This window comes from Rahnella sp. JUb53 (assembly GCF_004346065.1).
In the GTDB taxonomy this organism is placed as follows: Bacteria; Pseudomonadota; Gammaproteobacteria; order Enterobacterales; family Enterobacteriaceae; genus Rahnella; species Rahnella variigena.
Window position 1 is genome coordinate 916,882 of record NZ_SLYT01000001.1, and the last position, 16,472, is coordinate 933,353.

18 protein-coding genes are annotated in these 16,472 nt (G+C 53.8%); 15 read left to right on the forward strand and 3 right to left on the reverse strand.

Annotated elements, in window-relative coordinates; translation table 11 throughout:
• Positions 1–22: 22 nt before the first annotated feature.
• The 9 genes from EC840_RS04220 to EC840_RS04260 all read left to right on the forward strand — a co-directional run bounded on the left by EC840_RS04220 (position 23) and on the right by EC840_RS04260 (position 8,260).
• Entirely contained in the window at positions 23–925 is a 903-nt protein-coding gene (locus EC840_RS04220) for a sugar ABC transporter permease (RefSeq protein WP_112288573.1), read from the forward strand.
• On the forward strand, positions 922–1,761 hold the full coding sequence (locus EC840_RS04225; RefSeq protein WP_132964062.1) for a carbohydrate ABC transporter permease: 840 nt from the start codon (positions 922–924) through the stop codon (positions 1,759–1,761). Before EC840_RS04220 ends, EC840_RS04225 begins: the two co-directional genes overlap by 4 nt.
• Positions 1,762–1,787: 26 nt before the next feature.
• Positions 1,788–2,741: a carbohydrate kinase family protein gene (locus EC840_RS04230; protein WP_132964063.1), complete on the forward strand. Its 954-nt coding sequence runs from the start codon at positions 1,788–1,790 to the stop codon at positions 2,739–2,741.
• The gene (gene ugpC / locus EC840_RS04235) at positions 2,742–3,830 is read left to right on the forward strand and encodes a sn-glycerol-3-phosphate ABC transporter ATP-binding protein UgpC (RefSeq protein ID WP_112288576.1); all 1,089 of its coding nucleotides are present in this window, start codon (positions 2,742–2,744) and stop codon (positions 3,828–3,830) included.
• 111 nt (positions 3,831–3,941) lie between these two features.
• A complete protein-coding gene (locus EC840_RS04240) occupies positions 3,942–5,387 on the forward strand; it encodes an MFS transporter (RefSeq protein WP_132964064.1) in 1,446 nt (481 codons plus the stop codon).
• Positions 5,388–5,434: 47 nt separating this feature from the next.
• Positions 5,435–6,490, forward strand: coding sequence for an aldo/keto reductase (locus tag EC840_RS04245; RefSeq protein ID WP_129638252.1), 1,056 nt, complete (start codon positions 5,435–5,437; stop codon positions 6,488–6,490).
• A 125-nt stretch (positions 6,491–6,615) separates the two neighbouring features.
• Entirely contained in the window at positions 6,616–7,365 is a 750-nt protein-coding gene (gene ydfG, locus EC840_RS04250; RefSeq protein ID WP_112288578.1) for a bifunctional NADP-dependent 3-hydroxy acid dehydrogenase/3-hydroxypropionate dehydrogenase YdfG, read from the forward strand.
• Between the two features lie 146 nt (positions 7,366–7,511).
• Positions 7,512–7,883, forward strand: coding sequence for a DUF6516 family protein (locus EC840_RS04255; RefSeq protein WP_129638253.1), 372 nt, complete (start codon positions 7,512–7,514; stop codon positions 7,881–7,883).
• Positions 7,883–8,260, forward strand: a complete 378-nt coding sequence (locus EC840_RS04260; RefSeq protein WP_132964065.1) for a MarR family transcriptional regulator — start codon at positions 7,883–7,885, stop codon at positions 8,258–8,260. Before EC840_RS04255 ends, EC840_RS04260 begins: the two co-directional genes overlap by 1 nt.
• A gap of 62 nt (positions 8,261–8,322) precedes the next feature.
• Here the strand turns inward: EC840_RS04260 and EC840_RS04265 are convergent, their stop codons facing one another.
• Positions 8,323–9,618, reverse strand: a complete 1,296-nt coding sequence (locus tag EC840_RS04265; protein WP_112288579.1) for an NCS2 family permease — start codon at positions 9,616–9,618, stop codon at positions 8,323–8,325.
• A gap of 310 nt (positions 9,619–9,928) precedes the next feature.
• Here EC840_RS04265 and EC840_RS04270 point away from each other — a divergent pair, with 310 nt between their 5' ends.
• Positions 9,929–10,834, forward strand: a complete 906-nt coding sequence (locus tag EC840_RS04270) for a LysR family transcriptional regulator (protein WP_112288580.1) — start codon at positions 9,929–9,931, stop codon at positions 10,832–10,834.
• 4 nt (positions 10,835–10,838) lie between these two features.
• Here EC840_RS04270 and EC840_RS04275 read toward each other — a convergent pair whose 3' ends face one another.
• A complete protein-coding gene (locus EC840_RS04275) occupies positions 10,839–11,165 on the reverse strand; it encodes a YnfA family protein (RefSeq protein ID WP_112288581.1) in 327 nt (108 codons plus the stop codon).
• 132 nt (positions 11,166–11,297) lie between these two features.
• Here EC840_RS04275 and EC840_RS04280 point away from each other — a divergent pair, with 132 nt between their 5' ends.
• The 5 genes from EC840_RS04280 (at position 11,298) to EC840_RS04300 (ending at position 14,834) form a co-directional block, all read left to right on the forward strand.
• Positions 11,298–11,666: a DUF1283 family protein gene (locus EC840_RS04280; protein WP_112288582.1), complete on the forward strand. Its 369-nt coding sequence runs from the start codon at positions 11,298–11,300 to the stop codon at positions 11,664–11,666.
• Between the two features lie 134 nt (positions 11,667–11,800).
• Positions 11,801–12,094: a DUF1161 domain-containing protein gene (locus tag EC840_RS04285; RefSeq protein WP_112288583.1), complete on the forward strand. Its 294-nt coding sequence runs from the start codon at positions 11,801–11,803 to the stop codon at positions 12,092–12,094.
• A gap of 275 nt (positions 12,095–12,369) precedes the next feature.
• On the forward strand, positions 12,370–13,467 hold the full coding sequence (locus EC840_RS04290) for an LLM class flavin-dependent oxidoreductase (RefSeq protein ID WP_132964066.1): 1,098 nt from the start codon (positions 12,370–12,372) through the stop codon (positions 13,465–13,467).
• Positions 13,468–13,476: 9 nt separating this feature from the next.
• Positions 13,477–14,415 carry an ABC transporter substrate-binding protein gene (locus EC840_RS04295; protein WP_132964067.1) on the forward strand — a complete coding sequence of 313 codons (939 nt, stop codon included), beginning with the start codon at positions 13,477–13,479 and terminating at the stop codon, positions 14,413–14,415.
• 191 nt (positions 14,416–14,606) lie between these two features.
• Complete coding sequence (locus EC840_RS04300) at positions 14,607–14,834, forward strand: hypothetical protein (protein ID WP_015697366.1); 228 nt, start codon at positions 14,607–14,609, stop codon at positions 14,832–14,834.
• Positions 14,835–15,009: 175 nt separating this feature from the next.
• Here EC840_RS04300 and EC840_RS04305 read toward each other — a convergent pair whose 3' ends face one another.
• The gene (locus EC840_RS04305) at positions 15,010–16,179 is read right to left on the reverse strand and encodes a serine hydrolase (protein WP_112288586.1); all 1,170 of its coding nucleotides are present in this window, start codon (positions 16,177–16,179) and stop codon (positions 15,010–15,012) included.
• Positions 16,180–16,472 lie beyond the last annotated feature (293 nt).

The window sequence follows — 16,472 nt, forward strand, 5'->3', positions numbered from 1 at the left end:
ACCAACACCACGGAAATTCATTATGTTGACTTTACCGCAACGCGAGCGCCGTCAGGCCTGGCTGCTTCTGGCACCCATGTTGTTGATGATGTTTCTGCTGACTGCCTGGCCGCTGGCCCGCACGCTGTGGCTCAGTTTTACCGATGCCGGCCTGATTGGTGACGGTTCTGCGCCCAACTGGGTGGGCAGCGATAATTTTATCTATGCCCTGACGGATCCTGATTTTCGCGCTGCACTCTGGCGCACACTCTATTTCACCGTGGTTTCTGTGATTATCGAAGGCATTATCGGCGTGCTGGTGGCACTGTTGCTGAACCAGCAATTTTGGGGACGCAGCGCCCTGCGCGTGCTGGTAATTTTGCCATGGGCTCTGCCAACTATCGTCAACGCGACGATGTGGCGGCTGAATTTCAATCCGGATTACGGCAGCATCAACGCCCTGCTTTCCCAGCTCGGGCTGATTGATACTTACCGCAGCTGGCTGGGTGACCCGTCTTCCGCCATTAATGCCGTGATGTTCGCTGATATCTGGAAGAACTATCCGCTGATCACGCTGCTGGTGCTGGCGGCGCTGCAAACTATTCCGGAAGATTTGTTCGAGGCCGCGCGACTGGACGGCGCATCAGCTTTCCGTCGTTTCCGTAAAATCACCTTACCGGCGATTGCCGCCCCGCTGGCCGTGGCGCTTATCCTGCGCACCATCGATGCGTTTAAAATCTTCGACATCATTTATGTCATGACACGAGGCGGCCCGCTCGACAGCACAAAAACCGTCAGTTTCTTTGTCTATCAGGAATCTTTCAGCTATCTGCGTGCAGGCAGCGGCGCGGCTTACGCCATTCTCATGACGCTGATCTGCGCCCTGCTTATTCTGATTTATATGGTGATGTTATTGCGCCAGCGTCGTTCAGGGAGCGCCGAATGAAACAAAAAATCCGGCTCGTTTTACGCTATTTCGCCGCACTGTTGCTGGCGGTGTCGATTATTGCGCCGCTGTTATGGATGTTCCTGATGAGCGTCAGCTCGGCGGAAGATCTGACCCGTATTCCGCTCGAATGGCTGCCGCGTCACTGGGATTTCAGTCGTTACGCCAGCCTGCTGACCTTGCAGGCCGGTCAGCCCGGTGCATTGTTCTTGCACGCGCTCGGTAACAGTTTGCTGGTCGCCTGTGGCGCAACGGTGATTTCCCTGCTGCTGGCCATTCCTGCCGCCTACAGTTTTTCCCGTTATCCCGGTCGCGACGGCTGGCTGTTTGGCAGTCTGGCGATTTACATGGTGCCGCCGGTGGCCTTCGTGCTGCCGCTGTACTTCATCCTGGAAAAGCTGACTCTGCTGAACACGCATATCGGGCTGATCCTGGTGTATTGCTCAATGATTTTACCGTTCCTGACCTGGATGCTGAAAAACCAGTTTGATGCGTTGCCGGTGGATATCGAACAGGCATCACGCCTCGACGGGCTTCGTTACTGGCAGGTGTTGTTGCGCATCACATTACCGCTGGCAAAACCGGCGCTGGGTGCTTCGGCAATGTTCGGCTGGCTGCTGGCGTGGGATGAATTTTTCTACGCATTGCTGTTTACCAACAATATCAACGCCCAGACGCTGCCGGTAACCATCGCTGGTTTCACTGCCGGGCGCGCCACCGATGACGGGCTGATTGCCGCCGTCGGCATTCTGGCGGCCATTCCGCCGCTCTTTATTGCACTCTGGCTGCAAAAAACGCTGGTCAGCGGGTTAACCGCCGGCGGCAGCAAGGGCTGATTATGAACATCAGGGAAACCTCATCAATGACTACCCGACCGGACGCCCGCGCCACGCTGTACGTGGCGGGCAATATCAATGTGGATTTGATCATGAGCACGCTGCATGAATGGCCGAAAAAAGGCACCGAAGCGATGCTCGAAAGCAGCACACTGCGCCCCGGCGGTTCTGCGGGAAATTGCGCGCTGGCGGTCTCGGCGCTGGGAGCGCCCTTTCGTCTGGTGGCGAATCAGGGCAATGACCAGTTCAGCGGCTGGCTGGCGGCAATGTTCCCGGAAAGCGCACCGCTCTGGCCGACGTACGATTGCGAAACCTCGCTGACCTTTGGCGTGACGCATCCGGATCACGAGCGGACGTTTTTCAGCAATCAGGGGCATATCGTCCGTTTATCCATGCAGGACGTACTGGCACAAATCCCGCAAACCGCCCGGTCTGGTGACTGGGTATTGCTGTGCGGCACCTGGCTGTGTACCGCACTTTATGCTGACTATCCGCAACTGCTGGCAGCGCTGAAACAACGGGGTTATCAGGTGGCTGTCGACAGTGGCTGGCCGCCGGAAGACTGGAGCGACGCGTTACGTGAACAGGCGGCAAACTGGCTGCCATTCTGCGATGCGCTGCTGCTCAATGAAGTCGAAACGCTCGGGCTGGCGGACGCTGAAACGCTGGATCCTGCGGCGCTGGGGTTACTGTCGCAGATGGCTGAGAATGCTTTTTGCGTCGCGAAATGCGGGCCGGAGGGTGCGCGTTTATGGGCGAAAAACCTGACGTTGCATCAGCACGCTGAACCGGTCGATGTGGTCGATACCATCGGTGCCGGAGACAGTTTTAACGCCGGATTTTTATCCGCGCTGATTTATGGCCTGCCGCCTGCCACGGCGCTGCAATGGGGTGTGCGCGTCGCCGGTTGCGCGATCAGCAGTTCCCCGCGCCGTTATCCTGACTGGCAATCGCTTTTTGGCCTTGTGGAGAAAATCTAAATGGCTCTGGTTGAACTGGTAAAAGTCGCCAAACATTATGGCAAAGTGCAGGTCCTCAAACCGCTGGATCTGACCATTCCTGACGGCAGTTTCACCGTACTGGTCGGCCCGTCTGGCTGCGGGAAATCCACGTTGCTGCGCCTGCTGGCGGGGCTGGAGTCACTGTCTGACGGCGATATTCTGCTCGATAAACAGCAGATCAATAATTTTGACCCTGCGGATCGTGATATTGCAATGGTGTTCCAGAGTTACGCGCTGTACCCGCATCTGACCGTGGCTGAAAACATGGCATTTCACATGCAGGTGAAAAAAGTGCCTAAGGCTGAACAGCAAGCCAAAGTGCAACAGGCCGCGAAAGTGCTGGGCATTGATCATCTGCTGAAACGCCTGCCAAAAGATTTGTCCGGCGGTCAGCGTCAGCGCGTGGCGATGGGCCGTGCGCTGGTGCGTAATCCGAAAGTGTTTTTGTTCGATGAGCCTCTTTCCAACCTCGATGCCCAGTTACGCATGGAATTGCGGGCAGAAATCAAATCCCTGCATCAGCAGTTTCGCACCACTACGGTGTACGTGACGCACGATCAGATAGAGGCGATGACGCTGGCCGATAATATCGTGGTGATGAAAGACGGTTTTATCGTACAGCAAGGCGACCCGCTGTCGATTTATGACAAACCGGTCAATACTTTTGTGGCGCGTTTTATCGGTTCGCCGCCAATGAACCTGCTCAATGGCGTATTCCAGAATATCGACGGGCAGCCGGGCGTGACCTGCAATCAGTTGTGGTTCGCACTGCCGGAAAAATGGGCGTTGCAGGCACGGCATTCCGAAGGACAGCCGGTCACCCTCGGCCTGCGGCCGCACGATATCAGACCGGTGCAGCACAGCGTACAACCGGCAGCCACACTGCGTTTGCTTGAAGTCACAGGGGAAAGCAGTTTGCTGCATATCGACTGGAGCGGTTTTCCGCTGCATGTACAGTTCGCCGGACGCGCCCGCGTCAGCGCCGACCAGCCGTTGTATCTGGAAGCCAACAGCGAAGCGATCCATCTGTTTGATGCGGCAACGGGTGAAAGGCTGGCGGAAGTCTGAGTCTTACTCCTTTGTTCTCCCCCTTATCCGGGGGAGACGCTAAATCATTGACGCTATCCTGCGATGCGCTATGCTCAGACCTTGCCTGATTCATTAGCGCGCTTACCTTCTATGAGCTTCTTCTCAAACAAAAAATTCTCACTTCCGCCAGGTTCTGCGTTGCCACTGCTGGTCGCAGGGGCTTTCTTTATGGAAAACCTCGATGCCACGGTGATCGTCACCGCGCTGCCGCAAATGGCGAAAGATTTCGGCGTGCATCCGGTGGATATGAACATCGGCGTTTCAGCCTATATTCTGACGCTGACCGTTTTTATTCCTGCCAGCGGCTGGATTGCTAACCGCTTCGGCACGCGCAATGTGTTCTCGATGGCGCTTGTTCTGTTTACTCTCGCCTCGGTACTGTGTTCCGCCAGCGTGAGTCTCGGCACGTTTACGGCGGCGCGCATGTTGCAGGGATTCGCAGGTGCGCTGATGGTGCCGGTCGGGCGTTTAGTGGTACTGAAAAATACGCAAAAATCGGATTTGATCCGCGCTATCGCCACCATCACCTGGCCTGGGCTGGTGGCGCCAATCCTCGGGCCACCGCTCGGTGGTTTCATTACCACTTACGCTTCCTGGCACTGGATTTTTATCCTCAATGTTCCGCTGGGCGTGGTCGCATTGCTGTTTGCGCGCAGGCTTATCCCGCAGCTCCAGGGCGAAAAAGGCGTGCCCTTTGATGTTACTGGTTTCGTACTGACCGGCATTGCCTGCCTCGGGCTGATCTTCGGGCTGGATAAATTCAACGAAGGAAATTTCGACTGGAAACCGTTCGCCATGATAGGCGCCGCGCTGGTGGCCGGCGCACTGGCAATATGGCATTCAAAGCGCGCTGCGTATCCGCTGTTACCTCTGGTGGCGCTGAACATTAAAAGTTACGCCGTCACAATTTATGGTGGATCGCTGTTTCGCGTGGCCATCGGCGCCCTGCCTTTCCTGCTGCCGCTGATGTTCCAGCTGGCGTACGGCATGAGCGCCTTTGATGCCGGTTTGCTGGTACTGTCGGTCTTCGCCGGAAATCTGGCGATGAAGCCTTTTACCTCGGCGATTTTGCATCGTTTCCGCTTTAAGTCGATTATGCTGGTTAACGGCCTGCTGAATTCAGTGACTATTTTTGCCTGTGCGTTGCTCACGCCTCAGGTCCCGACCGCACTGACACTGTTACTGTTGTTCGCCAGTGGCATGACCCGCTCCATGCAGTTCACGGCACTCAATACACTGGCTTTTTCGCAGGTTCCGGCCGGGCAAATGAGCGGCGCGAATACGCTGTTTAATACGGCTCAGCAGCTTTCAACCGGCCTCGGAATTGCCATCGGCGCACTTTCCCTGCGTATTGCCGGACACTTCTTACCGGCCAGAGAGACATTGCAAACCGACACGTTTCACATTGCCTTTATCATCATTGGTCTGTTTTCGCTGGCGGGCACGCTCGACAGCCTGACTCTCGATAAAACCGCAGGCGATGAAATAAGGCGTAAAAAAGAATCTGTACCCCGACCGGCTGTGCCGGAAAAATAAAGGCGCAGTCAGACTGAAATCACGTTTCCGAAAAATGGAGAAATACCATGGAATACCGTTTGTTAGGCCATTCTGGTCTGAAAGTTTCAGTTCTAAGCCTGGGCACCATGACGTTTGGTGGTCAGGGCAAATTTGCCAAAACCGGACAAACTGACGTCGGTGCCGCCCAGCGCCAGATTGGATTGTGCCTCGATGCCGGCGTTAATCTGTTCGATACCGCGGATGTCTATTCAGGCGGTGAATCAGAGGTGATTTTAGGCAAGGCGCTGGGCAGCAAACGCCACGACGTGCTGGTCGCCAGTAAAGCCCGCTTCCCGATGGGCGAAGGTCCGAACGATCGCGGCTCATCCCGCCACCATATTCTGCGCGCCTGTGAAGCCAGCCTGAAACGTCTGAACACCGATTATCTGGATTTGTATCAGTTGCATGAATGGGATGGCCTGACGCCGCTGGAAGAGACGCTGCGCGCGCTGGACGATCTGGTTTCCAGCGGCAAAGTGCGTTATGTCGGCGTATCGAACTTTTCCGCCTGGCACATTATGAAAACTCTGGGCGTGGCACAGGCGAATCATTATATCCGCCCCGTCAGCCAGCAGATCCATTACACCCTGCAGGCGCGTGAAGCTGAGTATGAACTGCTGCCGGTGGCGCAAGATCAGGGACTTGGCGTACTGGTATGGAGTCCGCTGGCGGGCGGTCTGCTTTCCGGTAAATATCGCCGTAATCAGGCGGCACCTGAAGGCACACGCCATCTGGCTGACTGGGGCGAACCGCCGGTGCGCGATGAAAGCGCACTGTACGATGTGGTCGATGTGCTGGTGGAAATCGCTGAAGCCCGCGGTGTGTCTGCGGCGCAGATTGCGCTGGCGTGGCTGATTGCCCGTCCGCAAGTCACCTCTGTCATTGTCGGCGCACGTACTGACGCACAGTTACAGGACAACCTGCTCGCCGCTGACTTAACCCTCAATAACGAAGAAATTGAAAGACTTAATAAAGTCAGCCAGTTGCCTTTGTTGTATCCTTACTGGCATCAGGCGCAGACCGCACCCGACCGCCTTTCTGCGGCGGACTTATCGCTGATCGCGCCGTATCTGAAGAAGTAACCGCAACAAAATGATACGCACTGAGACCGGTTGATGATGCCGGTCTCGTTATTTTTGTGTTAATACTTACAGAGTTTCTTTTGTGCGCCTCAAGCGCACCTTGCTTAAAACAGAGGAATACCGGGATGATTATTTTTGTTACCGGCGCTACCGCCGGATTTGGTGCAGAAATCGCACGTCGATTTGTTAAAGAAGGCCACAAAGTGATTGCAACCGGTCGCCGTAAAGAGCGCCTGGATGATCTGAAAGCCGAGCTGGGAGACGCACTTTACGCAGTAGAACTGGACGTGACTAACCGCGCGTCCATTCAGGACGCTATCGACAGCCTGCCTGCTGACTGGCGTAACATCGACGTGCTGGTGAACAACGCCGGTCTGGCGCTGGGTCTTGAAAAAGCCGATAAAGCGTCGCTGGAAGACTGGGACAAGATGATCGACACCAATACCAAAGGTCTGGTGTACATGACCCGCGCAGTTCTGCCGGGCATGGTAGAGCGTGATATCGGTCATGTGATCAACATCGGTTCTACCGCAGGTAACTGGCCCTATGCTGGCGGTAACGTCTACGGCGCAACCAAAGCGTTTGTCCGTCAGTTCAGCCTGAATCTGCGCTCCGATTTGCATGGCACCCATGTGCGCGTCACCAACATCGAACCGGGCCTGTGCGGCGGAACTGAATTCTCTAACGTGCGTTTCAAAGGCGACGATGAGAAAGTCAGCAAGACCTATGACAACACCAACCCGCTCACCGCTGTAGATATCGCGGAATCGGTATTCTGGGTTTCAACCCTGCCTGCGCACGTCAACATCAACAGCATTGAAATGATGCCAGTCAGCCAGTCTCTGGCAGGCTTGCAGGTACATCGCGAAGCGTGATACTGCTTCCTGATTTACAACAAAAGCAGCTCCGGCTGCTTTTTTTATTGGTGTAATTTCACCGGAAGCGTCATTTTACTTCCCGAATGTGCTGGTTGTATTTCGCGCAAAGAGTTATGATCGCCTCACAACATACGGATTGTAAGATGGATGCTGGTTATGAGAAAGGACTCGAACATTTACTTGAATTAGATGGCTGGGTTAATTACACCGAATCGGGTTACTGGTGGAATATAGAAGCACGGAGGGTTCCGAAAACAGCCACTGTGCCGCATGGTATTCGCTACAATCTGACCTTGCATGATCATCACGATCAGCGGATTTATGGCATGGATAACAGCCATGCCGTTATTTCCGGAAGGCGCGGTGTGTTTAACGGCAGAACAGTCACCTACGATCATTTTCATCAGGGCATCGGCCACAAAGGCAAGCCCTACATTTTTACATCGCCCTTCCAGCTCCTTAATGATTTTTGGAAGGCAACAGACTCAATCATCAGGGATGTTAAGAGGCCATAATGAAAGCACGGATAGGCGTAATGCCCGAAGACATGGTGCGTCAGCGCATGCTGGCAATACTCAACGGCAGCTACAAACCGGCAGCCGATGAACCTAAGATTTGGTACAACTCACTGGCGGCTCTCGCCCAGATCCTCAGCTCGGAAAACATCGCGCTGCTGAGTCTGATGCATGAACAAAAACCAGAAACCGTTACGGAGCTGGCCGCACTGGCGGGACGTCACAAAAGTAATTTGTCCAAGACGCTGAAGACACTGGAAAACCGCGGGTTTGTGAAAATGGAAATTTTCGGTGCTAAAAAACGTCCTGTCGCACTTTTCACCGAATTTGATATTCGCGTTGAGAACTTCCCTTCTGCGGGAAAATCCGCTGCCTGAACTCAGGCGTCCGGCCAAAAAAGCGCGACCCGATGGTCGCGCCTCTCTCATCACTCAGCGTATTACGCGCTCAGCCAGCCCAGTTTAATCACGAACAGAATAGACAGCACAATCAGCGCTGCATTCAGTTCACGCGCACGACCGGTCAGCAGTTTTGCCAGCGTCCAGGTGATGAAACCAAACGCGATGCCGTTAGCAATAGAGTACGTAAATGGCATGGTCAGCGCAGTCACGGTGACCGGTGCAGCAACGGTAATATCTTTCCAGTCGATTTCTGCCAGACCAGAGGTCATCAGAACCGCGATGAACAGCAGCGCCGGTGCAGTTGCGAATGCCGGAACACTGCCCGCCAGCGGAGCGAAGAACAGGCTCAGCAGGAACAGAATTGCGACCACAATCGCTGTCAGACCGGTACGTCCACCGGCACTCACGCCCGCGGCGGATTCGATATAACTGGTGGTTGTCGACGTCCCCAGCAGAGAACCAAACAACGCAGCGGCGCTGTCAGCAACCAATGCACGGCCCATTTTCGGGATATTGCCGTCTTCATCCGCCAGCCCTGCACGTTTGGTCACGCCAATCAGGGTTCCGGAGTTATCGAACACATCCACGAAGAGGAACGCGAACACCACGCTTATCAGCGAAACGTTGAATGCGCCCTTAATGTCCAGCTGCATGAAGGTTGGCGCAATCGACGGAGGCATAGACATCACGCCACCGAACGGAGAATACCCCAGGGCAATCGCCAGAACAGTCACAGCCAGCACGCCGATCAGCACCGCACCGGTGATTTTACGCGCTTCCAGCACAACAATCAGAATGAAACCGAGCATCGCGAACAGCGGGCCAGGCTTGGTCAGGTCGCCCAGACCGACCAGTGTTGCCGGGTTAGCAATGACGATACCGGCGTTTTCCAGCGCAATCAGCGCCAGGAATAAACCAATACCCGCCGCAATCGCCGAACGCAATGGCAACGGAATACTGCGGATAATCCATTCGCGGATTTTGAAAATAGATAACGCGAAGAAAATACAGGCCGAGAGGAAAACTGCACCCAATGCGATCTGCCAGGTGTAACCCATGTGCAGCACGACGGTATAGGTGAAGAAGGCGTTCAGACCCATGCCCGGCGCCAGTGCGATCGGATAGTTGGCGATAAAGCCCATCAGTGCGGAACCGATTGCGGCAGCAAGACAAGTTGCCACAAATACTGAGCCTTTATCCATCCCCGTCGCGCCCAAAATAGACGGGTTAACAAACAGAATATAGGCCATTGCTAAAAATGTAGTCAGTCCTGCCACAATCTCAGTCCGCACGTTAGTACGGTGAGCTTTTAACTTAAATAGTTTTTCTAACATGAGAAGGTATCTCTTGGTCGCATGATCACGTTGAGTCTGGTTTTCAAACATGCACGCTTGTTATTAGTGTTGTTTTTCAAAACACGATCGTGTGCCAGCGGTGCAAATGCCACCGTTCGCCCCGCTTTCCATCACTGATAGCGGCACACGAGCTAAAACGTGTTTTGACGAACCCTGTCATTTGCCCATTTTGACTGTAAAACGACCTGAGGTGATTGTTTTACAAAGGGGCATCGCACAATCTAGGAAAATTGAGTGATGCAGTCCATAATAGATATCTCACTTATTCACTGCATAAATTAGTACACCCATGTCCCCATTCTCCCGTTTTTCGCAATATTTTACTGAAGTCGCCCGAACAGGAAGTTTGCGCAAAGCGGCAGAAGTGCTGCATGTCTCCGCCTCGGCCATAAACCGGCAGATATTGCAGGCCGAACAGACGCTGGAAACCCCATTATTCGAACGCCTGCCCACAGGCCTGAAACTGACCTCTGCGGGCGAAATTTTGTTTGATGACATCCGACGCTGGCGAAAAGAATTTTCCCGCACAAAGGAACGGTTCGATGAGATCCAGGGATTGCGGCGCGGACACGTCACTATTTCGATGATCGCAGCACTCAGCGAAGGCATGGTGGCGGAGCTGATTGCGGAAGTGGGCGCAGAACATCCTTATCTGACATTTGATATCCGTATAGAAGACAGCCGGAATATAAGCGAACAGGTAAGTTCGGCAGAGGTCGATTTCGGATTGTTGCTGGATCCGGTGGAGCATACCGGGCTGGAAGTGCGGGCTTTCGCGGAATTACCCATCGGCATTGCCATGCCGGTCGGACACGAACTTTCACAGCAGGAATCGCTGTCTTTCAGCGATATCGCCTCCTACCGGCAGATCATTCCCTCGGAACCGCTGATGGTGAATGCCCGCGCCAGATTGCTGTACAACCGCTATCAGTTGCTGGAAACACCGTCGATCGTCTGTAATGACGTGCGCATGATGCGCGAACTCATTCGTAAAGGTGCCGGGGTTGGCGTGCTCAGCCTGCTGGATGTTTTGCCTGATTTACAGGAAAAGCGGCTGACGTTTGTACCGCTGCAGGGACGGACGGCCAAACCGCTGACGCTGGCTCTGTGCGTTGCGCCCCGCCGTCAGCTGTCCCGCGCTGCGCAAATCGTGATTCAGAAAGTCATTGTGCTGATGGAAAGGTTGTCGCAGTAATCGCTTATGACGCTTTCCAGCCTGAAATGATGATCAGCATCCCCGCCAGCGCGACGCACGCGCCCAGCCAGTCGGTGGTGCTGAGTTTCACGCCATCGATAAACCGCAGCCACAACATCGCGGTCATGACATACACACCGCCGTAAGCCGCGTATACCCTGCCACTCGCCGCCGGATGCAGGGTCAGCAGCCAGACAAACGCCGCCAGACTGAGAGCCGCCGGAAGCAGCAGCAATATACTGCCCCCTTTGCGCAGCCAGAGATAAGGTAAAAAGCAGCCTATGATTTCCGCCAGCGCTGTGGCAAAGAACAGTAAAGATGTTTTGAGCATAGTTGAGCCAGGTTTACAGTGCGGACTTCAATAAGATATCAACCAGTTTACAGGCAAAGGGTGACGCCATTCAGGTGGGTGTTATAATTCAATGATTCGCCTGAGCGATGTGTAAATTAAAAGGATTAGCTAATGAATACAACGTTTATAACCCGACTGACGCGCGCCATGCTTCCTGTTGCTTTGCTGGCCATGACCGCCGGCTGGCAGGTTCCTGTGCAAGCTGCCACCAACTGTGCGGGGGGAACCTGTGTCTTTGGCGGTACCGGCAATGATGCCATGACCAACGAAGAAGCACGTCAGAGCAAAGAACAGTGGAATGAAACCCAGCGTCTGCGCGCGATGAAAAATCAGCGTAACGAGAAGGATTTCTCCAAATATGACAACGCCATAGATCTGCGCGATAAGTGTGAAGCCAGCCAGAACATCAATGCGTACTGGGAACCGAACACTGAACGCTGCCTCGACCGCCGTACAGGCCGTCAGCTGATGGCGCCGTAATAATTTCCTTCCAGATTGTCTCTCACCCGTGGCGGTAAATCTTACCGCCACGGCATATCTGCTAAACTTATTCTTTAGATAATTATTTCTTCTCATAATAAGTAATACGCCGGTTCTCATAAAAGGAATGAATGATGAAAAAGACACTCTTAGCTGGTCTCGCTGTCGTGATGTTTGCACCTCTGATGGCACAGGCATCCTGTGAAAGCGTCAAAGCAGACATTACCCAAAAAATTGTGGCAAACGGTTTGCCTGAATCCGGGTTCAAACTGGACATCGTTCCTAACGATCAGGCTGACCAGAGCGGCGGTCAGGTCGTCGGCCATTGCGGTAATGACAGTCAGAAAATTGTTTACACCAAAACTGCGGATGCGGGAGACAGCTCTGCTGCCAGCCCGAAAACCGGCACCAGCCAGGATTCCCAGTAACGTAGCAATCACGTAATCATTTTACTCCGCCCCTTCCTCTGTCTGAGGGAGGGTGCATCTCTGATACCCCCCTTTTACACCCTTCTCCCGAAAATAATTCACCCGTGCGATCCCGCTGGTTAACTCCGTTTATTTCTCTCGCATCCTGTAATGCACATTTTTCATATTAGCTTATGAAGATAATGAATTTCTCACATAGTAGGTTGCCGTTTAAGGTGATATCTCCTGCCAGCGCAGACCTTCATTCGCTGGCCTCATCTGAGGAGTGACAGCTTATGAGCGTGCAATTTATTGGTATGATCGGCCATCGTCTGGCTTCTGAAATCATCCCGCCTACAGGCCCGATTTTCGATAAAAAATACATCGCCGATTTCGCCAGAGCCCATGAAGATGCCGGTTTTGACCGCATTCTGGTGGCTTACGCCTCCGATCAGCCTGACGCATTTCTGGTCGCGGCGCACGCCGGTGCCAGCACTTCCCGTATCCATTTTCTGCTGGCACATCGTCCGGGCTTTGTCGCCCCGACACTGGCAGCGCGCAAACTTGCCACGCTGGATCACCTGCTGGAAGGACGCGTCGCCGTGCATATCATCAGCGGCGGCAGTGACGCCGAACAGCGTCGTGACGGCGATTTCGAGCCGAAATCTGGCCGCTATCAGCGCACGGACGAATATATCGATGTGCTGAAACAGAGCTGGTATTCGGAAACGGGCTTTGATCATCAGGGTGAGTTTTATCAGGCGGAAAACGCCTTCTCCGCCATTAAGCCATATCAGAAAAAGCTGCCGGTATTTTTCGGCGGTTCTTCTGATGACGCCATTCGCGTTGCCGGAAAACAGGCAGATGTGTTCGCGCTTTGGGGTGAGCCGCTGGAAAGTGCTGCGGAAACGGTCGCAGCGGTGAAAGCGTCTGCGGCACAACATCAGCGGGAGATCGATTTCAGTATTTCATTCCGCCCGATCCTCGGTAAAACCGAGGAAGAAGCCTGGGCCAAAGCCGACGAAATCCTCGCGAAAGCCACCGCACAGCAGGCTGAAAAAGGTCAGGCGCTGGCGGCTAAACCGCAAAGTGTCGGCGCACAGCGTTTACTGAAGGCAGTAGCACAAGGCGACCGTCTGGATTCCTGCCTTTGGACCGGCATTGCCGGACTGATTGGCGGCGGTTCAAACTCCACCGCGCTGGTCGGCACGCCGGAACAAGTCTCCGAAGCCCTGCTGAAATATTACGAACTGGGGATCACCACGTTCCTGATCCGCGGTTTTGATCCTCTCAATGACGCCACCGAATACGGTAAAAGTCTGATCCCGCTGACCAGGCAGAAAATCGCTGCGCGTCAGGCACAAAATAAAACCGCCGCCACCACGCTGGTATAAGGAACCCTGATGCGAGTGAATGTGAAAAATCTTCTGCTGCTGGTTTCGCTGATTGGCAGCGCCTTTGCGGTCAATGCCGAACAAATCACCCTGCGGGTGGCCGACCAGAAAGGCAATATGCGGGCGCAACTTGAGGCGGCCAATAAACTGGATAATCTGCCGTACAAAATTGAGTGGTCAGAATTCCCTGCCGCCGCGCCACTGGCTGAAGCGCTGAATGCGCAGGCGGTGGATGTCGGTATTATCGGTGATGCCCCCCTGTTATTTGCCGAAGCCGCAGGCGCGCAAGTGAAAGCTATTGCCGTGGATAAATCGGATGCCTATGGCACCGCGCTGCTGGTAAAACCGGACAGCCCGATTAAAAGCGCGGCGGATTTAAAAGGTAAAAGTATTGCCACGAACCGCGGTTCCATCGGGCATTTCGTGGCGCTAAAAGCGCTGACATCTGCCGGACTGACGGCCAAAGACGTGACCTTCCGTTTCCTGCCGCCGAGCGACGCCAAACTGGCGCTGACCCAGGGTTCCGTGGATGTCTGGGCAACGTGGGAACCTTACACCGCTTTCGCCGAAACACAGGATCATCTGCGGGTTCTGGTGAATGGCCGCGGTTTGTGGTCGGGCAACAGTTTCCTGGCGGCAACAGATACCGCGCTTAAAGATAAAGCCAAACGTGAGGCGATTGCCGACTACCTGCAACGTCTGAGCGATGCGCAAATCTGGGCCTATAAGAATCTGGATGCCTATAGCGAGAAGCTGGCGAAAATCATCGGCTTCCCGCTGGATGCGGCGAAACTCGGGTTTGAGCGACGTAAATCCTACTGGCAACCGATTGATGCCGCGACGGAAACGCAGCAACAGCAAACGGCGGATTTCTATCATGAGCAGGGATTGTTGCCCGTCGCCCTGAATGTCACCGGCACGTTTGATCACTCGTTCCTGCTGAAATAACCGCATCACAATGACGGCACCGGCGCTCAGCAGGTGCCGGTTCACCTCGCTATTTCCGCCGCCCGCCATTAGTTACGCCAATCATCCTGACTTAACGTGCTGATAATGTGAACTATCACCCTGTAACTGAAAGCCGGACGTGGTTAATAGAAGACGTCGCCAGAAATCAGGCTTAGCTAACAGGATGCAGCATGGAAAATTACGCCAATAAAAGCGGTGATTCACAGGTCGTCAGCTTCCAGATTGATGCCAATTCGATCAAAGTCCGTTTCAAGAATAACCACGTTTATCTCTACGACATCCGCCACCCCGGCCCTGAGCATCTTGAGAAGATGAAAGAACTGGCCCGTGCCGGATGGGGCTTAAATACCTACATCGAAAGCGAAGTGAAAACCGACTTCTCCTCCAAAGTATTCTGAAATCTTGCACACTCACCGGGCGGATGTGAGCCATTCGTCCGGTGACTTCAAAATAAATTACACTTAGTTAACAATCAATTGTGACAATTCTCGATTTTCAGGCCGGGAAATTTGATGTGAATCTCAGGGACAAAAAAGGCGCCGAAGCGGCGCCTTTTACGTTCAGAAAATCGAATCAGATTTTCAATTTCACGTAATCAATCGCACGGCTGATGATCCCGCCTTCTGCGACATCTTCCAGTGCCACCAGCGGCACGGTTTTGATGACTTTGCCGTTATCCACGATATTAATGTTGCCGAGCTCCTGACCTTTTTTCAGCGGCGCGTCAATCTGCGGATTGGTCAGCACATATTGCGCTTTGAGTTTATCGGCGTCAGCCTGCGGCACGCTGATAAACACATCGCTGAGGGAACCGACTTTCACCTGAGGAGCAGCACCAAACCAGACGTGCTCATCCGAAACGGTCTGACCCGCTTTGAAAATCTGTTTGCTGGTGTATTCGCGGAAACCCCAGGTCAGCAGTTTACGCGCCTGTTCTTCGCGCCCTTTTGAGCTTTTACCGCCCATGACAACGGCAATCAGACGGCGATCACCCTGCGTCGCAGAGGCGATGATGTTGAAACCGGCGCTTTCAGTGTGACCGGTTTTCAGGCCATCCACCTGCAGGTTTTTATCCCACAGCAGGCCATTACGGTTTTGCTGGGTGATGTTGTCGTACGTCAGCGATTTCTCGGCATACATACGATATTCCTCAGGCTCACCGCCGATAATGGCGCGGGACAGCTTCGCGAGGTCATAAGACGTGGTGTACTGACCCGGTGCATCCAGACCGTGGACGGTTTCGAAATGCGTATTGGTCAGGCCGAGGCTGGTGACGTATTGGTTCATCATGCCAACGAATGAGTCCTGGCTGCCCGCGACATAATCGGCCATCGCCACACAGGCATCGTTGCCGGAAGTGATGATGATGCCGCGGATCAGATCACGCACGCTCACACGGTCACCCGGTTTGAGGAACATCAGCGAAGAACCTTCCAGGCTCTTGTTACCGGCAACCCAGGCTTCCTGAGGCACGGTGACCACATCGTCCATGGTGATTTTTTTATGATCCAGTGCGCGGTCAATGACATAACCTGTCATCAGTTTGGTCAGGCTTGCCGGATTGCGGCGGTCGTCCGGATTGCCGGCGGCCAGCACATCACCACTGGCATAATCCATCAGCACAAAAGAAGCTGCATCAATGCTCGGCGGGACAACAGGGAAATCCAGTGGTGCGATAGCTTTCGCACTGCCTGCGGAGAACATCAATACACAAGATAAGACACTAATTACACTACGTTTCACTGAATCTTCCTTAAACGCGCTACAGAGTCGGGGCATAAACTGATCCGCACTCTATACAAAAAAACTATGGATTCAAAATCTGCGGCATAGGTTGCACTAAAACTACTCGCAGAAAAACCCTTAGTCTTTTGCTAAGCATTTCATAATGAAACGATACTGTTACAACTTGTGTTAATTTCAGCCGAAAACCACATCGCGCGAGGTCATTAGTTTTCATTATCACAACCCGCTGTTTTCAAACTGATTGGCAGTGCGCTCCCGCCCCTGATTTTTAGACGCTATTTGCGTTATTC